Source organism: Pseudomonas alloputida (assembly GCF_021283545.2).
GTDB lineage: Bacteria > Pseudomonadota > Gammaproteobacteria > Pseudomonadales > Pseudomonadaceae > Aquipseudomonas > Aquipseudomonas alloputida.
The window spans coordinates 2802196-2823572 of record NZ_CP128540.1 but is presented as its reverse complement, the minus strand read 5'-3'; the positions used below and the strand labels follow the sequence as shown (position 1 = coordinate 2823572).

Genomic DNA, 21377 nt, shown 5'->3' with positions numbered 1-21377 from the left:
TTGAACCCTGAGCCTGCGCCAGGGTCCAGTGGGTATCAGGCCACCCTGAAGGAGAGTCGTTTTGGCCAGTTCGTTGGCGCTGGATGAACGTGCCTTGATCCTCGCACCGCCACAACTGGCGGCGGATACCTCACGTCTGTTGTCTTCCGCCGGCATCAACAGCCTCTGCGCGGTCGACCTTGCCAACCTGCAGGCGCGTCTGACCGAGGGCGCAGGGTTGGCGATCATTGCCGAGCAGGTGTTCAGCCAAGGCCCAAGCACTTTGCTGCAGGCATTCATCGACCAGCAACCGAGCTGGTCGGATTTGCCCATCGTGCTGCTGACCCAGGGCGCCTGGTCGGCCGCTGGGGTGAATCATCATCCAGTGGGCAATCTTCTCTGGCTGGTCACGCCCTACGAAAATGCCCAGTTGCTGCACATGACCCAGTCCGCGCTGCGCAACCGGCGGCGACAGTACGTGACACGTGATCAACTCCATGGCATGCAGCAGCGCCTGGACAGCCGGCCTTCAACGCCGGAAGAAGTGCAGGACCGCGGTGAGTTCGCCCGCTGCCAGGCACGCAAGATGGAGGCCATCGGCCAACTGGCCGGCGGCGTCGCCCATGACTTCAACAACCTGCTCACCAGCATCAGCGGCAGCTTCGAACTCATCCAGCGGCGCCTGCGCCAAGGCCGCAGCGACGGCCTGGATGGCGTTCTGTGCATGGGCCGCGAGGCCGTTTCACGCGCCGCCCGCCTGACCCACCGCTTGCTTGCCTTCTCTTCCCGTCAATCGCTGCACAGCCAACGTATAGACCTGCATACCTTGCTCAAGGCAGAACGCCTGGGCGCTCGCCTGAGCCCGTCGATAACCCTGCAAGTGCACGCGGCCAAAGACCTGTGGCCCGTGGAGGCGGATGACCAGCAGTTGCAGGAGGCCCTCGACAACCTGCTGCTCAATGCGCGCGAGGCCATGCCCAACGGTGGCCTGCTACGCATCGAGGCGAACAATCATCACATCGCCACCGAGCAAGCTGCTGACGGCGCTTTGCGCACTGGCGACTATGTGCGCCTGCGAATCACCGACAGCGGCCAAGGCATGGCGCAAAGCACGCTGGAGCACGCCTTCGAACCCTTCTTCAGCACCAAGGCGACCGGCCAAGGCATTGGCCTGGGGTTGTCGATGGTGTACGGTTTCAGCAAGCAGTCCCATGGGCATATCACCCTCAGCAGCGAGATTGGCCAGGGAACCCAGGTGGAGCTGTATTTGCCACGCCATGTCGATCAGGCCCTGTCATACAGCGAACCGGTGCCAGCCAGGCAAGACGGCTGCAGCCGACACGTGCTGGTTGTCGAGGACGATCCCCATGTGCGCCAACTGCTTTGCCAGGCGCTGGGCGAAAACGGCTTCCCCTGCCAAAGCGCAGCCGACGCCAATGAGGGACTGAAGGTGCTACGCTCGGCACAACCGGTGGATTTGCTCATCACCGATGTGGGCTTGCCCGGCATGAACGGCCGACAACTGGCAGAAATTGCCCGCAGCCTGCGCCCACGATTACCGGTGCTGTTCATCACCGGTTACGCGGAAACGGCCATGGCCCGCGAAGGCTTCCTGGGCGCTGACATGCACCTGATCTGCAAGCCGTTCGAGTTGCAGCAGTTGCAGGCTCGAGTGACACACATTCTAGGTAAGCCTTGAAGCGCCTTACACGTCAAGCAGGCGTAGCGCCTCATCGGCAAGATGCGCCAGCGAAAACGGCTTGTTCAACAATGCCGTGCCCGGCTGATCGAGCAATTGCGCTTCAATCGACTGATCCGCATAACCGGTGATAAACAGAATTTTCTGCTGTGCAAGCTGCATGCGCATGGCCTTGGCCACTTGCCGGCCACTGAACCCACCCGGCAAACCGATATCGGTGATGACCAGATCGAAAGGGCCGCCATGGCGAAAGCGCTCCAGTGCGCTATTGGCATCGCCCACATCCGTGACGTCAAACCCACGCTCAGTCAGGTATTCGCGCATGACCGCGCGCAGATCAAGCTCGTCATCCACCAGCAGCAGGCGCTCACCCCGTGCCATGCGCTGCGAAAGCGGTACCGGCGCGGGCTCATCCGGAACCGGCTCATGGCTCCTCGGGAAAAGCATGGAAACCCTGGTGCCCTGCTCCGGCGTCGACTCGATCCAGGCATACCCCCCCGACTGTCGGACGAAGCCATACACCATCGACAGGCCAAGCCCGGCCCCACGCCCGAGAGGTTTGGTTGTGTAAAACGGTTCGAAAGCCCTGGCGATATCCGCCGCGGCCATGCCATGGCCATCATCCTCGACATGCAAGGCCACATAGTCGCCCGGCGGCAAGCCACCTTCATCCGGGAAAAACGCGGTCAGCCGTTCGTTGACGCTGCTGATGGTGACATTGCCCTGTTCCAGGCACGCTTCACGCGCATTGGCACACAAGTGGATCAAGGCATTCTCTAGCTGGGGTACGTCCAGGCTCACTGCCCAAGGTGCAACGTCCAGTTGCCAGTGCAAACGCATCTCTGCCCCCAGCGCCCGCAGCAACAGGGGTTCGCTCAGACGTAACTGCCGATTGAAGTCCAGTGGCCGAGGGGCCAATGGCTGATGGCGGGAAAATGCGATCAACCGATGGGTCAGGTCCATGGCACGCTGCACCGAGTCGCGCGCAACGTCCACGTAGGCCTCCACACGCTCCAGCCGCCCCTCCTGCAGGCGCCGCTGCAGCAGTTCGAGGCTGCCGCCGATACCGGACAGCAAGTTGTTCATTTCATGGCCCATGCCGCCCGCCAACTGGCCCACCACCTCCATACGCTCACTGTTGTGCATCAGCGCCTCTGCCTGACGCGCAGCCTCTTCACGGTCTGCGGTGATGTCCCGGCCAACCGCCGTCAGGAGGCTGCCGTCAAACCTCGCACTCCAACGAAACCAGTGGTAGTGACCATGGCGGTGTCGCAGGCGGATCTCCAGCTGCTCCGCGTGGCTGCATTGGAACAGCCCGGACACTGCCAATCGTACTTCGGTACGCTCTGTCGGGTGCACCAGCTCCATCACCGACATCGCCTGCACCTGCTCTTGTGTCCAGCCCAGAATGCGGTACCAGGCCGGGTTGGCGCCATGCAGTTTCAATTCTGGGGTGAGCATCATCATCGCTTCGCGCGACAGCAACCAGAACTGCTCTCGCTCGGCCACATGCTGCGCAACCTGGCGTTCAAAGCTCTGCACCTGCTCACGCCAATGGCGGTGGGCCTCGACGCTGGCCGTGGTCTCGATCACCGTATGCAGAAACCCCGCCACGTTACCGAGTTCATCGTGCAGGGGGGCATAACCGAATGCGCACCATAGTGGTTCAGCGCCTTCACTGCGGACGATACGCAGGGGTGGGTCCTCGACAAAATTCGAGTGGCCTTCCAGTGCCTTGAACACCCAGGGGCCCACTGCAGGCCAGATATCACTCCACAGGGTATCGAACGCCATGCCCAGCGCATCCGGTAATGCCCGCAACGCCCGGTAGCCATTGTTATGCACCACACACAGGTCCGCCCCCCAGACCACTGCACATGGGAAAGGTGACAAATGCATCATGTCCACGGCAATGCGCAACGAAGCAGGCCAGCGCGACAATGGCCCAAGCGAGGTACGCCACCAGTCGAACTGCGCTATCCGCTCCCCCATCGGCTCGATCGATGGCAAAACAGGCGACTGCAGGATGACCTGCGGCGCGGGCTCGCATGGCTTACCGTTAGCGACCAATATCGTGACTCCAGCAATGCTCAGGGTTGACCACAGCGCCGCCAAGCCTGGCACGCTCGCCCGTGGATGGATTCAAGTTAGCACAGCACGTCCGGCACACCATGGCGGACTTGCTGGTGGCAGCTATGCTATTTAGGTTTTCCCTCGGGCCAGGGAGCACCGGCCCATTCAGGTTGCCGACGGGAGCAGGGTCATGAGCAAGAAAATTCTGGTGGTGTTGACCAATACAGCGAAGTATCCAACCCTCAAACGGGCGACCGGGTTGTGGCTGGGTGAAGCCGTTCACTTTGTCGAGAAAGTCGAAAAGGCCGGCTACACGGTCGACTATGTCAGCCCACAGGGCGGTTACGTTCCCGTCGACCCGCACAGCCTGCAGATGGCCCCGGACCTGGACTGGCAGTGGTACGACGACAAGCGCTTCATGACGCGTCTTGGCAGTACCTTGGCCCCAGGGCAGGTGAAGGCTGACGAATACAGCGTCATCTATTACACCGGTGGGCATGGGGTGATGTATGACTTCGCAGACAACCATGCTCTGCAGGACCTGGCACGCAAAATCTACGAAAAAGGTGGCATTGTCGCAGCAGTCTGTCACGGCGTAGTCGGCCTGCTGAACATCAAGCTGAGTAACAACTGCCTGCTGCTCAAAAACCGCAAGGTGACCGGCTTTTCCAACATAGAGGAAAAACTGGCCGAACTGGACGACGTAGTGCCGTTCCTGACGGAGAACGAACTTGGGGCGCGCGGCGGTGAGTACAGCAAACATGATGAGCCGTGGAAGCCGTACGTGGTCGACGATGACAGGCTGATCACCGGGCAGAACCCCGCTTCCACCGCCTTGCTGGCCGAGGCAGTGCTGAAAAAGCTCAAGGGCAGTTAGCTACATCAAGGCGCTCGCTTTCCTACCGCTTCAACTGCAGCCGGACTACAGCAGCCCGGTCAGCAAATACATAGGCTCAGGGCTCAGCTGTTCACCTCGGACAGTTTCAGAGCGGAGAACTATTAGCCTATGTCGAAAATCATGCACGCGGGGCGCAGCATGGTGGAGCTGCTGCTGCTCATTGCAGTGGCGCTGGTGCCTGTGGTTTCCGGTTTGCTGGTGATGGCTTTCCAGCTGGAAGCGAAACTTGCGGAAAACGCCAGCATTTCAGTTCAGGAGGCGGTTTTCAGCGTCGACAGTGCACTGGACAGAATGCACGAGACGGCCCTGCGCACCCTGCCATTTGCAGGGGAATCTTGCGATAACGTCAAAAGCGCCTTGCAGGACCAGGTTGCCATCCGCTCCATGGTCAGGTCGCTGACCTTGCTCAAAGACAATCAACCCTACTGCAGCACGGCTTCAGGTTCGCTGGAGCATTATTCATCATTCGCGTCGTCCGGCCAGCGGGTCGCACTGTCCTACGGCCCTCCTGACACGCGCCAGAAGCTGCTGGTCGACTTTCACCAGAAGGGCAAAAGCCATAGCATCATCGTGACAGCCTATGCCATGCAGATTCGCAATGAACTGGATGGATTTCTGGATGGGCTGACACTGCTGGTCGAATTTGGCGACCGCTACATATGGAGCAATGGTGACAGCCGTGACCTTGAGCGCCCCTCACAGTCCGAATTCTTTACAAGCGCCATGTCGGCCAAGTATGGATACACGGTCAAAGGTGGCTACCCAGAGGGTTTCACCGCTCAGGAAATACGCCAGTCGGTGCTGCAGATCGTCCCCTCGCTGATGCTGGTGGGGATCGTGACCGGCTCGATCGTCTACCTGGCCCTGTTCAGGGCACGTGCCAACAGGCGGGGTACCGCCGCCGAACGAACATGACGACGACGGTACTCCAGGGGCGATCAGTCTGTGCTCAGCACGCCGCGGCGTACCTGGTCACGCTCGATGGATTCGAACAGCGCCTTGAAGTTGCCTTCACCGAAGCCATCGTCACCTTTGCGCTGGATGAACTCGAAGAAGACCGGGCCAAGCAGGGTTTCCGAGAAAATCTGCAGCAGCAGGCGCTTGTCTCCGGGCTGCGAGGCGCCATCGAGCAGGATGCCACGCGCTTGCAGTTGGTCGACCGGCTCACCATGGCCCGGCAGGCGCTCTTCGAGCATTTCGTAGTAGGTTTGCGGTGGCGCGGTCATGAAGCGCATGCCCAGCCCCTTCAGCGCATCCCAGGTCTTGAGCAGGTCATCGGTCAGGAAGGCCACGTGCTGGATACCTTCACCGTTGAACTGCATCAGGAACTCTTCGATCTGCCCTGCACCCTTGGATGACTCTTCGTTGAGCGGGATGCGGATCATGCCATCAGGCGCAGTCATGGCCTTGGAGGTCAGGCCGGTGTATTCGCCCTTGATATCGAAGTAGCGGATTTCGCGGAAGTTGAACAGCTTCTCGTAGAACCCGGCCCAGTAGGCCATACGCCCACGGTAGACGTTATGGGTGAGGTGGTCGATGATTTTCAGGCCGGCCCCTACCGGGTTGCGATCCACGCCTTCGATGAAGTTGAAGTCGATGTCGTAGATAGAGCTGCCTTCCTCGAAGCGGTCGATCAGATAGAGCGGTGCCCCCCCGATACCCTTGATCGCCGGCAGGCGCAATTCCATCGGGCCGGTTTCGATTTCTACCGGCTGAGCGCCCAGTTCCAGGGCGCGGGCATAAGCCTCATGGGCATTGCGCACGCGAAAAGCCATGCCACATACCGACGGGCCGTGTTCAGCGGCGAAATACGAAGCGATGCTCTTGGGTTCATTGTTCAGGATCAGGTTGATGCCACCCTGGCGATACAGGTGCACATCCTTGGAACGGTGGGTGGCCACTTTGGTGAAGCCCAGTATCTGGAATACAGGCTCTAGTACGCCTGGGGTCGGCGAAGCCAGTTCGATGAATTCGAAGCCCATCAGGCCCATTGGATTTTCAAAGATATCAGCCATGTTCGTGTTCTCATCTGCAGCGAAAATTATTGATTGCGTGGGATGTGGAACAGGAACGGCGGTGAGCACGGAATGCCCCGCACGCTACGGGCGAGGTAGTCACCTATGATCAGCTTGAACCCATGGTATGTCATATGGACCCATCTCGGCGGGCTTGATCCTTCGGACGTGAAGGACCTTATTGTTGTATTCGTAAATCGATTCTACATTGCGTAAAATGGTTTGTCGCGTTTTAGTTGCTCGTACGCGGCGACAAACGGCTATCCTCTCGTTTTTACTCCATGATAGTCAGATCAGCATGCCCCTTACCGTCAAACGCCGCGCCGCACTCAGCTGGCGCACGCTCTTGCCCTGGGTCGTCGGCGTGCTGCCGGTCATGTGCGGCCTGGCCGTGATGAACTGGCAGGTCGAACGTGAAATGCAGGCCAGCAGCCACGCCACCACCCGCCAGGCGTTGGAGCACGTCGAACACATCCTCGACAACCTGTCCCGTGCCGCCAATTCGCTACTTCCACTGACTGACAGCCCATGCGAGCAGGCCCAGCTCATGCTGCGGGCCCAGGTTACCCGCAATGCCTTCGTGCGCTCGACCAACCTGTTCAGGCACAACAACCTTTATTGCTCCTCGCTGTTCGGCGAGTTCGAAGAACCGGTCAATCCTGGCGATTACGTCGACGGCAAGTTATGGCTGATGGACGGCAACTCGGTTACCCCGGGCCACCCGCTGCTGGTCTACCGTGCCAGCGACGGCGACCACGGTGCAATCACCACGGTGGATGGCGACCACCTGCTGACAGCACTGCGCCTGATCGGCCCCGATGAAGAATTGCAAATCCGCGTGGGCGACGCCTGGATGGGCAAGGACGGCGTGGTCCACAAAGGCGCCTCCCCTGCCGCCGCCAGTGCCAACGTGCTGATAGGCTCGACGCGTTACCCTTTCAGCGTGCAGGGCGGCTACAGTGCCGACAAGCAAGGCCAACTGTTACGCAGCCACTACCCTGGCCTGCTCAGCCTGCTGCTGATACTGGGTGCCCTGGCGGCGCTGGCATGCCGCTGGCAGATTCGCCGCGCCACCTCACCGCGTGCCGAACTGGACCGTGCCCTGCAGGCCGATGAATTCCTGCCGTATTTTCAGCCAGTGGTGCGCAAGGGCGATTACCGCTGGGCCGGTGCGGAAGTGCTGATGCGCTGGCACCACCCACGCGAAGGCCTGGTTCGTCCCGACCTGTTCATCCCCTATGCCGAACATAGCGGGCAGATTGTCGCCATGACCCGTGCGCTGCTGACACATACCGCGCAAAGCCTGGCGCCCTATGCCGGCCTGTTGGAAGACGGCTTCCATATTGGTGTCAACATCACCGCTGACCACTGCCGCGACCTCAGCCTGCTGGATGACTGCCGCACGTTCCTGCAGCACTTTCCGCCCGGCCGGGTGGTGCTGACCCTGGAACTGACAGAGCGCAAGCTGATCGAGCCTACGCCGGTCACCCTTGAGTTGTTCGAAAAGCTGCATGCCATGGGCGTGATGATTGCCCTCGACGATTTCGGCACCGGCCAGTCGAGCCTCAACTACCTGCGGCAATTCAAGGTCGACTACCTGAAGATCGACCAGAGCTTCGTTGCCATGATCGGCGCCGATGCGCTGTCAGTGCACATACTCGAGACCATCATCGAGCTGTCGGGCAAGCTGGACCTGGGCATCGTTGCCGAGGGTGTGGAAACCGACCTGCAGCGCGACTACCTGGCCGCGCACGGGGTGGACTTCCAGCAGGGTTACCTGTTCGCCAGACCCATGCCGGCCGCCCAGTTCCTCGAAGCCCTGGCCACTCGCCCGGGCGCAACGCAGTTGCCGCAAGATGCGCCCCCTGAGATCATGCGCGGCTGATCAACCCGCTCAATTCCCGTATTCGAGGCATTCGTTTCAAAAGGCATTGTTTCATCGGTCATGGCGTCCTGCCTGTTCGCTGTGATGTACTTCTATACCTCCCTGCTCAAGCCACTCGATGGCGAAGAAATCTTTGGCTGGCGCACCCTGCTGACACTGCCCTGCCTCACCTTGTTCATGCTTGTCTCGAAAGACTGGAAGCGGGTGGGCGAACTGATGGGCCGGGTAAAACGCACGCCGGTGCTGTTGCTCGGCATGGTCGGCACGTCCTGGCTGATGGGGGTGCAACTGTGGCTGTTTCTCTGGGCGCCCCTGCATGGGCGCAGCCTGGAAGTGTCGATGGGTTACTTCCTGCTGCCACTGGCCATGGTCCTGACCGGGCGGCTGGTATATGGCGAGCGGCTGTCACGCCTGCAGACGGTAGCCGTGGCCTGCGCCGCACTGGGCGTGGGCCACGAGCTGTACCAAAATGGCAGTTTTGCCTGGGAAACCCTGCTGGTAACGATCGGCTACCCGGTCTACTTCGTGCTGCGCCGACGCTGCCGCACCGACAACCTGGGCGGCCTGTGGTGTGACATGTGCCTGCTGCTGCCGTGGGCGCTGTACTTCGTGATCCAGAGCCCACTGTCCAGTGCTGACCTGCAAGCACACCCCGGGCTGTACGTGTTGGTACCGATCCTTGGCGCGATCAGCGCTTCGGCGCTTATCGCCTACGTGCTGGCCAGCCGCATGCTGCCATTCAGCCTGTTCGGCCTGCTCAGCTACGTCGAACCCGTGCTGCTGGTAGGCGTGGCGTTGCTGCTGGGCGAAACCATCGGCCCGGATCAGTGGCTGACCTACCTGCCAATCTGGGCCGCAGTACTGGTGCTGGTGCTTGAGGGCTTCAAGCACCTGCTACGTCAGCGTCGCCGTTCGGTGTAAGCCGAACCTGGCGTACCCGTCGCTCTTCAACCGCCTCCACGGTCAGCATCCAGCCATTCCAGGCTAGCCGGTCACCGACCATCGGCAGGCGGTCCAGCAAGCTCATCACCAGGCCCGCAAGGGTCTGGTAATCTTCGGTAGCACGGGCGCTGAAGCCAGTACGCGCCTGCACCTGGCTGAGGTTCAGCGCACCGCTGACCACAAAGCCTTCCCCCTCCTGAACGATGCCCGGGCCTTCAACCTCACTGGCATCCGGCAGCTCACCGGCAATCGACTCAAGGATGTCGGTCATGGTCAACAGCCCGGTGAAGTCACCGAACTCGTTGACCACGAAGGCAATATGGGTCGACTGACCGCGCATTTGCTCCAGGGCATTGAGGATGCTGAAGCTCTCCAGCAGGTTCAACGGCGCCCGGGCCATGCTTTCCAGGTCGGGCTGGCTGCCCGAGAGCAGTTCCTTCAGCAGTTCCTTCTTGTGCACAAAGCCCAAGGGCTCGTCCACGCGACCATCGCGGATCAGCGGCAGGCGCGAGTACGGCGAATTGGCCAGGGCCTGGGCAATGGCGTCGGCCGGTTGCGCCAGGTCGATCACATCAACCTCGGCACGGGCAGTCATCACCGTACGAATAGGCCGCTCGGCCAGGTTCAGCACGCCGCTGATCATGACCCGCTCACGGCGGTCGAACAGCACCTGTTCCCCGCCGCCCTCGACCAGGTCGGCAATCTCCTCGCCGACCTCGTCAGCCTCGACCCGGCGGCCGCCCAGCAGGCGCAGCACGGCATGGGCAGTACGTTCGCGCAACGGCCTGTGCTGTTGCAGGCTGCGCTTGCGGCGGGCACGGGCCAGCTGGTTGAACAGCTCGATCAGGATCGAGAAGCCGATGGCCGCGTACAGGTAGCCTTTGGGGATATGGAAGCCCAGGCCTTCGGCGGTGAGGCTGAAACCGATCATCATCAGGAAGCCCAGGCACAGCATGATCACCGTGGGGTGGGCGTTGACGAAGCGGGTCAGCGGCTTGCTGGCAACGATCATGATACCGATCGAGAAGATCACCGCGATCATCATCACGGACAACTCATCGACCATGCCGACCGCCGTGATCACGGCATCCAGCGAGAATACCGCGTCCAGTACCACGATCTGGGCAACGATCGGCCAGAACGCGGCATGGCGCAGCGTGCCACTGGCCTGGGTTACGTGACCTTCCAGGCGTTCGTGCAGCTCCATGGTGGCCTTGAACAACAGGAACACACCACCGAACAGCATGATCAGGTCACGGCCAGAGAAGCTCTTGCCGAACACTTCGAACAGCGGTGCGGTCAGGGTGACCATCCACGAAATGCTGGCCAACAGGCCCAGGCGCATGATGAGCGCCAGGCTCAGGCCAATGACCCGCGCGCGGTCGCGCTGATGGGGCGGCAACTTGTCGGCAAGGATGGCGATGAACACCAGGTTGTCGATACCCAGCACCAGCTCGAGGACGATAAGCGTCAACAGGCCTAGCCAGGCCGTGGGGTCGGCTAGCCATTCCATTAGTGGGTACTCACGTGGGACACGTCACAAGGACGGGGGAAGGATGGCCAGAAAGGCCGAAGACTGGGGGGCTCCGCGAAGGTGCTCATATAGACCTTGATAACAAATTGGGAGAACGATACTACAAGCACAGCAGGTTTCTGTAGTAGCGCAAAACTATTACAAAACCTGTAACAACCCTGCATCGCCATTAGCCCTGCAGGCGCGGGTTGTGCGCAGGTACTTTTGTTCAATACATCAGAACGCCAGCCACGCGAGGATAAGGCCTCCCCAACCACGCGGATCTTCCTCATGAGCCTATACCTGTCCATGGCCGCCTTCGCCCTTGCGGCCTCGATCTCCCCCGGCCCGGTAAACATCGTCGCCCTTGGCAGCGGTGCCCGCCATGGCCTGCGCGCCAGCGTTGCCCATGTGGCCGGCGCCACGCTGGGGTTCTGCCTGTTGCTGGTGCTGGTCGGGCTGGGCCTGCATCAACTACTGTTACGCTGGCCCTTGCTGGGCCTGATGTTGCACTGGGGCGGTGTAGCGTTTCTGCTGTACATGGCGTGGAAGCTGGCCAGTGACGACGGTAACCTGAACAACGCACAGCCTAGCCAAGCCCCTTCAGCCTGGCACGGCGCAGCGATGCAGTGGCTGAACCCCAAAGCCTGGTTGGCAGCCGTTGCCGGGGTGGGTGCCTACACCGGCGGTGAACAGCACTTGCTGTGGCTGTTTACCTGGATCTACGGGCCGATCTGTTTCATCTCGGTAGCCTGCTGGGCCTGGGCCGGCAGCGTGATTCGCCAGTACCTGGACAACCCACGCCACCTGCGCATGCTCAATCGGAGCCTGGCCGTGTTACTGGTCGCCAGCGCGGTTTACCTGATCCTTTAAGGCTTGCACGGCTCCTGCAGGAGCGCCCAGGCTAGCGACGGCATTTCTGTAATGCCCCGGTGTCGCCGCCAGGTGCTGTTTGAATGCCCGCTGCAGGTGTGCCTGATCAGCGAACCCGGCCTCCTGTGCAACTTCAGCAATTGAGCGGCCCTGGCGCAACTGCGCCCGGGCCAGTTGCACGCGCTGGTCTAGCAGGTAGCCATGCGGCGTCAGGCCGAAGCGTTGGCGAAAGGCACGAATCAGGTAGGACCGAGACAGGCCGCAAGCCCCGCAGATGTCCTCGAGGCTGAGCGGGTCACTGCGATGGGCGCGTATGAACGCTGCCGCTGCATCCAGCCGTGGGTTGCCCTCGCCACCCTCGCTGGCATTACCGCCAAGCATGCCCGGCAACTCGTGAAACAGGGCCGCCAGGCGGGCTTCGCGATCAGGCAGCCTGGCATCGAACAGGTCGGCAAAGGCCTGCAACAGCCGCCGATACAACACAGGCGAGCGGCTCCAGGTCTGCGTGGGCAGGGTAAAACCCACTGCTTGCAACCAAGGCTGATCGACGAACAGCATCAGGTAAGACCAGGGTTCCCCGGCAACAGGGTTGCAGGTGTGCACCACGCCTGGGTTCATCAACACCGTGGTACCCGCCCCAACCTCAACGCACTGGTCACTGTTGATGTAAGTGCTACGTCCCCCCGTGATCACCCCGATGGAGAAACTCTCGTGAGAGTGCGCGGCGTAGCACACCTTGCGCCCGTCCCCTACCTGTCGGGCTTCGACGAACGGCAAGGCAGGGTCGCGCCAAAACCGTGATACCTCGATCATCCTCTACTGCCCTGCCCGCCGCTGATCCATGCACGGATACTACACATTTATCGAGGGAACAGATCCAACGTGCGCTCCACCTCGTCAATATCGATCCGGAAACCATCGCCTTCCGGTAGGCCTACCACAAAGCCGAAATGCTGGTGATCACGATCCGTCAGGTATTTGTAGTAACTGACGAAACGGTTCGGCGGCTGCAAAGTCAGCAGACAGCCTCCCGCCTGCAGCACATTCACGCCATGCACCAACTGGCTACCCTCCACCCCGATGACCACTTTAGCCCCGGCGCAGGCCGCGACAATACTCGGCACATCGGACTTCAGCGGGTTGACGATGCGAAAACCGCGGGTCGTGCGCAGGTGTTCGGCAAGCTCCAGCTCGTTGCGCAACAGGCGCAGATCACCATCACCGCCCCGCAACAGGAAAACCCCCGGGTGCTGCGTGTGCGTCACATGCGACAGCAGCTTGTCACCCATGGCTCGGTAGCGAGCATGCCGGCTGCGGTTGTTGCTCTGGTCATCGAACAGCACCAGCTCACGGAAGAACGCACTGCGCAGGCGCAAAGGCTTCATGTCCAGCCAGTCTTCATAGGCCGGTGCCTGGGTGAACAGCGGATACCTGGCAGAGGGGGCGGTGGTCACCGGGATGCCCTCGTTGCAGGCCAGCGCATAGGTCGGGCAATCTTCCATCAGCCAGGTGCCGAACCAGGCGTTACCGTTTAGCGTGCAGTAGATCGCAGCGCGGTCGATTTCATGGTCGATGAGGATGGTCGGGAAGGTACTCGGCTTCTGTGACAGCCAGTGGCTGGCCTTGCCCTTGTACAATGCCCCATCGACCAGCCATACATCCTTGATCAGGTAGCCACGGGTTGGCCCTTGCAACGTGTGGATACCTCCCGCCATGGTCTGCGCCGGGTGCACGTAGGGGTAAAACCGCTTGCCTTCCCAGCCCGTCACCCGATCCAGCTGGCCAGGCAGGAAAATGGCCGGCGGTGAAACCGTGGCTTCGCCCGGGGCAATGTCCCAACTCTTGGTGGCGACGCTCTTGAGATCGATCGCCGTTTTTCCACCCAGCCGTTTGCGCGCCATGTATCGGTAGGCGGCCAAGGTCCAGGTGTGTTGCCTGGCTGCGGGCGATGCACTGAACTGCGAGATGTCGCTTCCCATGAAGCGTCCCCCCCTGATGACGAAGACTGGAGCCCGGCGCCCGGCGCCAGATCAAAGCATCCCTGGCAGTTACTCAACTACTCGTGACTCTTTCCATGGTGGGCGGTGACTGCAAGCTGGCGTAACGGCTGCGCAATGTTTCCACAAACGGTTCGCCTGCCCCGCTGCCTCCGTAGAGATAAATCTTGTGCAGGCCACCAAACACCATTTCGTGATAGCGGCTGGCAACTTCCTCATCGCTTGGGCCATCGGGGAGCCCCAGATGCAACGTCAGCTTGTCGCCTTCGACCGCGAACATCGGCGTGTCCCACAGGAACTTTGCCGTACCGGTCTTGGGCAGGCGGACAAACAGGTACGCATGGTTACCCAGCGAGTCGATATCACCACCGCGGCGGCGTTTCCACTTCAGCAGGCCGTCGTCCGGGCGCGCCAGACACAGGCCGATGTCGTAATAATCGAAGCCCTGTTCCAGTGCCCATTCAAGCGCCATGAAAGTGGTGATCGAATTCACCTCGCGCAGTTTCTTCGCATCGGAAAACACCGCCTCGCAATAGCCAAAGCGCAACGTGCTCCAGTAACGCTTGCCGCTGCGTACCACTTCACACCCCAGGTGGCAGCCAATCACCTCATCGCCCAGCATGATCAAGTCAAGCCGGCCGACACTCTTGGCAATACGGAACACCTCTTCGGTAGGAAACTGCGCGGCATGAATGCCCTGACGGGCCGAAGCATAAGGGCGCAGCAGATCCCGGTCGGCCATGGCGATTTCTTCGTCCGAAAGGGCTTGGCGCATGTGATAAAGCGGCCGGTTCTTGCGAATGCTGCGCCGCAGTTCGCTGTCGTAGCGGGCAGTGATGTCTTCCAGTGGGCGCCCCAGCGGCACCACGGCGCTCAGGTAGTGCGGCACTGACAGCGACCCCGACGTGGGCATTTCGCTGATGACCACGACGTGGCTGGCAGCCGCCGTGGCACTTGCACTGTCCACGATCGAGGCGCTGCCCTGGCCCTTGCCACCGATCAGCAGCTTGGCCATTTCCCGTTGCTGCTTGCGGCCGATGTAGAGGATTTCGTACGGGCTCTCCTGTTGCGGGCGGAACCTGGCGACTTCCCAACGCCAGAGACAGGCACGCGCCAACATTTCTCGCACTTTGCTGGCCAGCAGCCTGATTTCGTAGCGCAGGGAGGGCGACAGGAGCTTGCGCGCCACAGTCGTCAAGGTCTTTTTCATTTCTTCTTCGACGTCCTTTGAAGTGCACTGTTGGCCAATCGGAACAAGAGAAAAAACCCGGCAAAAACACTTAACACTTTGATTTTTATTGTTTTACTTGAAACTTTACTATCACATTCAGTAACAATTTAAGATGCCTGCAAACGCTTTGGCAAGCGGCTTCTGGCTGACTTTTGATCAAGTTTCATGGCGTCAAATTCCCCGCATCAGACCAATGCTCAACACAACTTTTGCTATAACCATGCCCATCAAGCGTCCGCTGGCTACTTCGCTATCAATGAGAAACCTTTAAAGCCTACTTGCATCAACGCCTTTCAGTTCGCTGACTGCTTGCCGGTAGGCATTGGCGGCCATGTTGAACCAGACTGGTGTTTTTCCTGCAGCCAGTGCATGCTCGTAGCTGAAACGATTCAACTGACTTGAAAACCGCCCTTTGATGTGAGGTGCAGTACCCATGGACCGTTTGCTCGATTCACTCTTCCCCAGCGCCGAGAACATCCCGGAAACCTGGCGCCTGGGAGCCCCACTGGAACAACGCGACTACCTGGTCAACGGTGAGCTCAGGCGCTGGGACGGCCCATTGGCCACGGTGCGCAGCCCGGTGTGGCTCAAGCAAGGCGACGAAGAGCATCAGGTCATACTGGGCAGCGCCCCGCTGCTGGATGCCGAGACCGCGCTTACCGCCCTCGATGCCGCCGTACAGGCCTATGACAAAGGCCGTGGCGCCTGGCCGAACATGCGCGTGGCCGAGCGTATCCAGCATGTGGAATCCTTCCTCGCGCGCATGCGTGAACAGCGCCAGGCCGTGGTCAAGCTGCTGATGTGGGAGATCGGCAAGAACCTGAAGGATTCGGAAAAGGAATTCGACCGCACCTGCGACTACATCGTCGACACCATCAACGCCCTCAAGGACCTGGACCGCCGCTCCAGCCGCTTCGAGCTGGAGCAAGGCACCCTCGGCCAGATCCGCCGCGCCCCGCTGGGCGTGGCCCTGTGCATGGGGCCCTACAACTACCCGCTGAACGAGACCTTCACCACGCTCATCCCGGCGCTGATCATGGGCAACACGGTGGTGTTCAAGCCGGCCAAGTTCGGCGTACTGCTGATCCGACCCTTGCTCGAAGCGTTCCGCGACAGCTTCCCGGCAGGCGTGATCAATGTCATCTATGGACGCGGCCGGGAAACGGTGAGCGCGCTGATGGCCAGCGGCAAGGTCGATGTATTCGCCTTCATCGGCACCCACAAGGCCGCCAGCGACCTGAAGAAACTGCACCCACGCCCGCATCGTCTGCGCGCCGCACTGGGCCTGGACGCCAAGAACCCGGGCATCGTGCTGCCCCAGGTCGACCTCGACAACGCTGTCGAAGAGGCCGTCACCGGGGCGTTGTCGTTCAACGGCCAACGCTGCACGGCACTGAAGATCCTGTTCGTGCACGAGGATGTGGTCGAGGCCTTCCTCGACAAGTTTCAGCACAAATTGGCGGCGCTCAAGCCCGGCATGCCGTGGGAACCTGGCGTGGCGCTGACACCGTTGCCCGAGCCTGGCAAGGTCGACTACCTCGATGGCCTGGTTGCCGATGCGACGGAAAAGGGCGCGCGCGTACTCAACGAAAATGGCGGGAATAGCCGCGGCTCATTCTTCTACCCGGCCTTGCTGTACCCGGTCAGCCGGGAAATGCGCGTGTACCACGAAGAGCAGTTCGGCCCGCTGGTACCGGTGGTGCCCTACCGCGACCTGCAGACAGTAATCGACTATGTGCTGGACTCCGACTACGGCCAGCAACTGAGCCTGTTCGGCAACGACCCGGCCACCATCGGCAGCCTCGTCGACATCTTCGCCAACCAGGTCGGGCGCATCAACATCAATGCTCAGTGCCAACGCGGCCCTGACACCTACCCGTTCAACGGCCGCAAGAACAGCGCCGAGGGCACGCTATCGGTGGATGACGCTTTGCGTGTGTTCTCCATCCGGACGCTGGTCGCCACCCGCTTCCAGGAGGCCAACAAAGCGCTGATCAGCGAGATCATTCGCAACCGCCAGTCGAGCTTCCTGACCACCGACTACATCTTCTGACCGCCGCGCTTATAGACAATCGATCTAGCGTCACTGTCGATTTTCCATCTGGGCGAACGACTCTAAGCAACAGGGCGCCTTTCGGCGCCCATTGCACAGGAGAGTCGAACATGGCAGTCAAACCCATCCCCGAAGGCCAGCACAGCATCACGCCCTACCTGGCCATCAACGACGCCGCCAAGGCCATCGAGTTCTACAAGCAAGCCTTTGGTGCGGTGGAAATGTTCCGCCTCGATGCCCCAGGCGGTCGCGTTGGCCATGCCGAACTGAGAATCGGCGATTCGTCGCTGATGCTGGGCGACCCTTGCGACATGGAAGGCGGCCTCACCGCCAGCCAGAAGCTCAACGGTGCGGGTGTTGGCCTGCACTTGTATGTTGAGGACTGCGACAAGGTCTACGCCCAGGCCCTGGCCGCCGGGGGCATCCAGTTACATCCCTTGACCGACCAGTTTTACGGTGACCGCAGCGGCACCCTGAAAGATCCGTTTGGCAACATCTGGTTCGTGTCCACCCACAAAGAGGACCTGACCCCCGACGAGATTCGCGCCCGTGCCGCGAAGATGTTCGGCGGTAGCCAAGCGACGAGTTGAAAGCCGCGCGACTTTGCTTGAAGCTTGAGGCTCGTAGCTTGGAGCTGCTTCATGCGAATCATCGACAAAACCGCCACCCAGGTGCGCAGCCTGACCCCCGCTGAAGAGGAACTGCTGGTCGGCTTTGCCACCGGCAGCCTCGCCGGCCCGCGCCTGCTACAGGCCAACCAGCTACTGATGAAAGTACGCAACGCCAACCAATGGCTGGCTTGCGACTGCCGCAACGATGCCTTGCCGGTGCTCAATGTCACCCTCAACGGCAGCACCGGCACACTTTTCCTCAAGAACAACCCGGGCACCGCCGAGCACGCGCCTGGCTGCCCGTTCACCAAGGACGAGCGGGAAGCCGCCGAACGTGAAAACGACCCCGCCCCACCCGCCGCCTGGCTGCCACCCGATACACCCTTGCGCCTGATCAGCGACTTCCGTGCTGGCACGGCCGGTGGCGCCGGCGATGGCAACGACAGACGCGAACAGCAGCGCCTGCTGTCACTGCTGCTGACCTGGATTGAAACCAGCGGACTCAACCTTTACGCCACCCACCTGAAGAAAGACCTGACCACACAGTTTGCCGAGTTGCGCAGCGTGGCCAGCCGCTATCCGCTGCTGGAGCGGGTGCCCGCCAGCAACTACCTGGAAACCCGCCTGGACATGAAGCACATGATGATGCTCAAGTCCCGCCTGCGCGAAGCCTCTGTGTTCGGCAACCACCGCCGCCACGGTCTGCTGCTGGACTGCATCGACCAGCTAAAAGGGCGCAAGTTGTTCAACAACCGCAGCGAGGACGGCTTCGACTTCCAGGGGCATCACCTGTACTGGGGCGGGAGCCGCACCACCGGGCCGTTGCTGGCGCTGATGATCTACTCGCCTACCAGCGCCGGAAGCCATTTCTATGAGCTGATCCATGTGGCCAGTGTGCCCGTGCTGTCGCGCGCGCACCTGTTCCCGGTGTACCGCGATGAAGAGCGCGAGCCGCTCAAGGCATTGGTGTCGCTGATCGACTGGATGGCCAGTAAAGGGGTGAAAGTGCAGATGCGTCGCCCCGTGATCGGTGGGCAGGTGATGGATGAGCTGGTGCTGACCTCGGACCAGGACCGGGTGTTGTCAGTGTCGCTGCTGGAACAGCCCATCGGCCCCGAGCCGGATACCGAGAACTTCAAGCGCTACGCCGACTTCAAAAGCCTGGAAACGTTCCGCAAGTTCGTTGCCGGCTTTTTCATGCGCGAGCGTTGAAATTGGCTCGCGCAGTTCCCTGCAGGAGATCGCCCTGCCCTTCGGGCGGGGCGGTCACGCAGCGAACACAGGCGGCAGGCGGCTAGACAGGCGTGCATTGGCCGCACAGGCGCGTCAGCCCAGGAACAGCTTGTACGCCGGGTTGTCAGTCTCGTCCCAGTACCGGTACCCCATCTCGTCCAGCGTCGACGGCAAGCCCGCCAACTCGTCCGCTGGCACTTCCAAGGCAGCGAACACCCGCGCCTCCGCCGCACCATGGTTGCGGTAATGGAACAGGCTGATGTTCCAACGCTTGCCCAACCGCTCCAGAAACCCCAGCAACGCCCCTGGCCGTTCGGGGAACTCGAAGCGCAGTACCCGCTCATCAGCCCCTGACGCGGCATGTCCGCCGACGGTATGGCGCACATGCAGCTTGGCCAGCTCGTTGTCGGTCAGGTCCAGCACGCTGTACCCCTGCTCCCGCAAGCTGGCCAGCAACTGCTCACGTGGGTCGTGCACCGGGTGGGTCTGCACGCCCACGAACAGGCGCGCCTCCTTCCCGGGGTAGAAGCGGTAGTTGAATTCGGTGATCTGCCGCTTGCCCAGTGCGTGGCAAAAGGCCCGGAAGCTGCCCGGCTGCTCCGGAATCGTCACGGCGATGATCGCCTCGCGCTGCTCACCCAGCTCGGCCCGCTCGGCCACATGGCGCAAGCGGTCGAAATTGACGTTGGCCCCGGAGTCGATGGCCACCAGGGTCTGCCCCTGCACACCTTCACGCGCCACGTACTTCTTGATACCGGCCACGGCCAAGGCCCCGGACGGCTCGGTGATCGAACGGGTGTCGTCGTAGATATCCTTGATCGCCGCGCACAGCTCGTCACTGCTCACCGTCACCACCTCGTCGACGAAGTGGCGGCACAGCTCGAAGCAATGGGCGCCGATCTGCGCCACCGCCACGCCGTCGGCAAAGGTGCCCACCTGCGGCAGGATCACGCGCTCGCCGACGGCCATGGCAGCCTGCAGGCAGTTGGAATCTGCCGGCTCGACACCGATCACCTTCACGTCAGGGCGCAGGTACTTCACATAGGCGGCGATCCCGGCGATCAAGCCGCCACCGCCCACGGGCACAAAGATCGCGTCCAACGCCCCAGGGCGCTGACGGAGGATTTCCATGGCCACGGTACCCTGCCCGGCGATCACATCCGGGTCATCGAACGGTGGCACGAAGGTCGCGCCTTCGCTGTCGGCCAGCTTCAGTGCGTGGGTCAGCGCATGCGGGAAGCTCTCGCCATGCAGCACCACATGCCCGCCGCGCGAACGCACGCCTTCCACTTTCAACGATGGCGTGGTGGTGGGCATGACGATGGTTGCCTTCATACCCAGATGCGATGCGGCCAAGGCCACGCCCTGGGCATGGTTGCCCGCCGAAGCGGTGATCACCCCGCGCTCACGCTGCACATCGGTCAGTCGCGACAGGCGGGTGTAGGCACCCCGGATCTTGAACGAAAACGTAGGCTGCAGGTCTTCGCGCTTGAGCAACACCTGGTTGCCCAGGGCGGCAGACAAGGCCGGGGCCGCTTGCAGGGGCGTTTCAATGGCCAGGTCGTACACCGGCGCCGCAAGAATGCGACGCACCTGCTCCGACAGCAGTTGCTGGGGGGTGACGGTAGTACGAGGGACACTGAAGCTGGTCATCGATGACTCCTTGGCTATTTTTACGTTGCCCAAGAGTCAGAGAGAAAAAACCCGCCTCCAGGGCGGGTTCGGTGCACGTACGCGCTAGCCCGCCAAGCTGATAATGGCGGTAATAATAATGGCGTTCACGTGCGGGAATGTATTCATTGGGGTAGGAACTTAGCCTGCCTCGCAGCCGAAAGTCAACACTTGGCCTGCTGCGCCGAAAGCGGCACATCGAACACCTTGTCGAAGCCCCACTGGAAGACAAAGGCGTAAACGAAGAAGAACACGAACAACGCCAGATTGGTCAGCAGTGCGGCCCACAGGCTCACGTCCAGCCAGTACGCCACCAGCGGCAACAGGATCACCACCAGCCCACCCTCGAAGCCCAGCGCATGCAGCAGGCGCCGCAGGAAGGTGCGCTCACGTTTGGGCTGGCGCGCTTCCCAACGTTCGAATACCCAGTTGTAACCCATGTTCCAGCTCATCGCGATGCCTGACATCAGCACCGACAGCACGGTCGACTGCGCCATGCCGGCGCCGAACGCCAGCTCCAGTGCGGGCGCCACACAGGCGACGGCGATGGCCTCATAGAGAATGGCCTGGACGATCTTGCGGGCCTTACCTTGCATGTTCAGCTCCCTGAATGAACGACCTGTAAAGCTACAAGATGCAGCCCGCAAGAAACAGCCCGAAATTTGGACAATCCCGCGTTCGGCTGCTTGTATCTATTCCGTACA

18 protein-coding genes are annotated in these 21377 nt (G+C 61.3%); 9 read left to right on the top strand and 9 right to left on the bottom strand.

The annotated features are described in order from the left end of the window. Window positions 1–61: 61 nt before the first annotated feature. Window positions 62–1678: a response regulator gene (locus LU682_RS12870; protein WP_010954295.1), complete on the top strand. Its 1617-nt coding sequence runs from the start codon at window positions 62–64 to the stop codon at window positions 1676–1678. A 6-nt stretch (window positions 1679–1684) separates the two neighbouring features. Here LU682_RS12870 and LU682_RS12865 read toward each other — a convergent pair whose 3' ends face one another. Further along, entirely contained in the window at window positions 1685–3748 is a 2064-nt protein-coding gene (locus LU682_RS12865; protein ID WP_082423977.1) for a hybrid sensor histidine kinase/response regulator, read from the bottom strand. 193 nt (window positions 3749–3941) lie between these two features. Here LU682_RS12865 and LU682_RS12860 point away from each other — a divergent pair, with 193 nt between their 5' ends. Further along, on the top strand, window positions 3942–4628 hold the full coding sequence (locus LU682_RS12860) for a type 1 glutamine amidotransferase domain-containing protein (RefSeq protein WP_010954297.1): 687 nt from the start codon (window positions 3942–3944) through the stop codon (window positions 4626–4628). Window positions 4629–4757: 129 nt separating this feature from the next. Then, window positions 4758–5564: a CSS-motif domain-containing protein gene (locus LU682_RS12855; RefSeq protein WP_010954298.1), complete on the top strand. Its 807-nt coding sequence runs from the start codon at window positions 4758–4760 to the stop codon at window positions 5562–5564. A gap of 23 nt (window positions 5565–5587) precedes the next feature. Here the strand turns inward: LU682_RS12855 and hppD are convergent, their stop codons facing one another. Continuing rightward, the gene (hppD, locus tag LU682_RS12850) at window positions 5588–6664 is read right to left on the bottom strand and encodes a 4-hydroxyphenylpyruvate dioxygenase (RefSeq protein WP_010954299.1); all 1077 of its coding nucleotides are present in this window, start codon (window positions 6662–6664) and stop codon (window positions 5588–5590) included. 298 nt (window positions 6665–6962) lie between these two features. Here hppD and LU682_RS12845 point away from each other — a divergent pair, with 298 nt between their 5' ends. Further along, window positions 6963–8549 (top strand): EAL domain-containing protein, encoded by a 1587-nt coding sequence (locus LU682_RS12845; RefSeq protein WP_010954301.1) that lies wholly within the window; start codon window positions 6963–6965, stop codon window positions 8547–8549. A 60-nt stretch (window positions 8550–8609) separates the two neighbouring features. Continuing rightward, window positions 8610–9470, top strand: coding sequence for an EamA family transporter RarD (gene rarD, locus LU682_RS12840; RefSeq protein ID WP_232857253.1), 861 nt, complete (start codon window positions 8610–8612; stop codon window positions 9468–9470). On the opposite strand, the gene LU682_RS12835 is transcribed toward rarD, so the two are convergent. Further along, window positions 9433–11004, bottom strand: a complete 1572-nt coding sequence (locus LU682_RS12835) for a TerC family protein (RefSeq protein WP_010954303.1) — start codon at window positions 11002–11004, stop codon at window positions 9433–9435. The genes rarD and LU682_RS12835 overlap by 38 nt on opposite strands. A gap of 291 nt (window positions 11005–11295) precedes the next feature. Between LU682_RS12835 and LU682_RS12830 the strand changes: the two genes are divergently transcribed. Continuing rightward, window positions 11296–11877 (top strand): LysE family translocator, encoded by a 582-nt coding sequence (locus tag LU682_RS12830; RefSeq protein ID WP_010954304.1) that lies wholly within the window; start codon window positions 11296–11298, stop codon window positions 11875–11877. Here the strand turns inward: LU682_RS12830 and LU682_RS12825 are convergent. From LU682_RS12825 to LU682_RS12810, 4 genes are all read right to left on the bottom strand, one after another. Further along, window positions 11842–12690: a helix-turn-helix transcriptional regulator gene (locus LU682_RS12825; RefSeq protein WP_010954305.1), complete on the bottom strand. Its 849-nt coding sequence runs from the start codon at window positions 12688–12690 to the stop codon at window positions 11842–11844. The two genes, LU682_RS12830 and LU682_RS12825, sit on opposite strands and share 36 nt — an antisense overlap. A 47-nt stretch (window positions 12691–12737) precedes the next feature. Next, a complete protein-coding gene (locus tag LU682_RS12820) occupies window positions 12738–13856 on the bottom strand; it encodes a glycosyltransferase 61 family protein (RefSeq protein WP_010954306.1) in 1119 nt (372 codons plus the stop codon). 73 nt (window positions 13857–13929) lie between these two features. Continuing rightward, complete coding sequence (locus LU682_RS12815; RefSeq protein ID WP_010954307.1) at window positions 13930–15084, bottom strand: GNAT family N-acetyltransferase; 1155 nt, start codon at window positions 15082–15084, stop codon at window positions 13930–13932. Between the two features lie 288 nt (window positions 15085–15372). Further along, window positions 15373–15540: a hypothetical protein gene (locus LU682_RS12810; RefSeq protein WP_010954308.1), complete on the bottom strand. Its 168-nt coding sequence runs from the start codon at window positions 15538–15540 to the stop codon at window positions 15373–15375. On the opposite strand from LU682_RS12810, the gene LU682_RS12805 reads away from it, so the two are divergent. The 3 genes from LU682_RS12805 to LU682_RS12795 all read left to right on the top strand — a co-directional run bounded on the left by LU682_RS12805 (window position 15539) and on the right by LU682_RS12795 (window position 18981). Next, entirely contained in the window at window positions 15539–17158 is a 1620-nt protein-coding gene (locus tag LU682_RS12805) for an NADP-dependent glyceraldehyde-3-phosphate dehydrogenase (RefSeq protein ID WP_010954309.1), read from the top strand. The genes LU682_RS12810 and LU682_RS12805 overlap by 2 nt on opposite strands. A 110-nt stretch (window positions 17159–17268) precedes the next feature. Continuing rightward, on the top strand, window positions 17269–17748 hold the full coding sequence (locus LU682_RS12800; protein WP_010954310.1) for a VOC family protein: 480 nt from the start codon (window positions 17269–17271) through the stop codon (window positions 17746–17748). 51 nt (window positions 17749–17799) lie between these two features. Beyond that, on the top strand, window positions 17800–18981 hold the full coding sequence (locus LU682_RS12795) for a DUF8534 domain-containing protein (RefSeq protein ID WP_049587694.1): 1182 nt from the start codon (window positions 17800–17802) through the stop codon (window positions 18979–18981). A gap of 114 nt (window positions 18982–19095) precedes the next feature. Here the strand turns inward: LU682_RS12795 and ilvA are convergent, their stop codons facing one another. Then, the gene (gene ilvA, locus LU682_RS12790) at window positions 19096–20655 is read right to left on the bottom strand and encodes a threonine ammonia-lyase, biosynthetic (RefSeq protein ID WP_079732532.1); all 1560 of its coding nucleotides are present in this window, start codon (window positions 20653–20655) and stop codon (window positions 19096–19098) included. 182 nt (window positions 20656–20837) lie between these two features. Further along, window positions 20838–21269, bottom strand: coding sequence for a PACE efflux transporter (locus LU682_RS12785; protein WP_010954313.1), 432 nt, complete (start codon window positions 21267–21269; stop codon window positions 20838–20840). Between the last annotated feature and the right edge of the window lie 108 nt (window positions 21270–21377).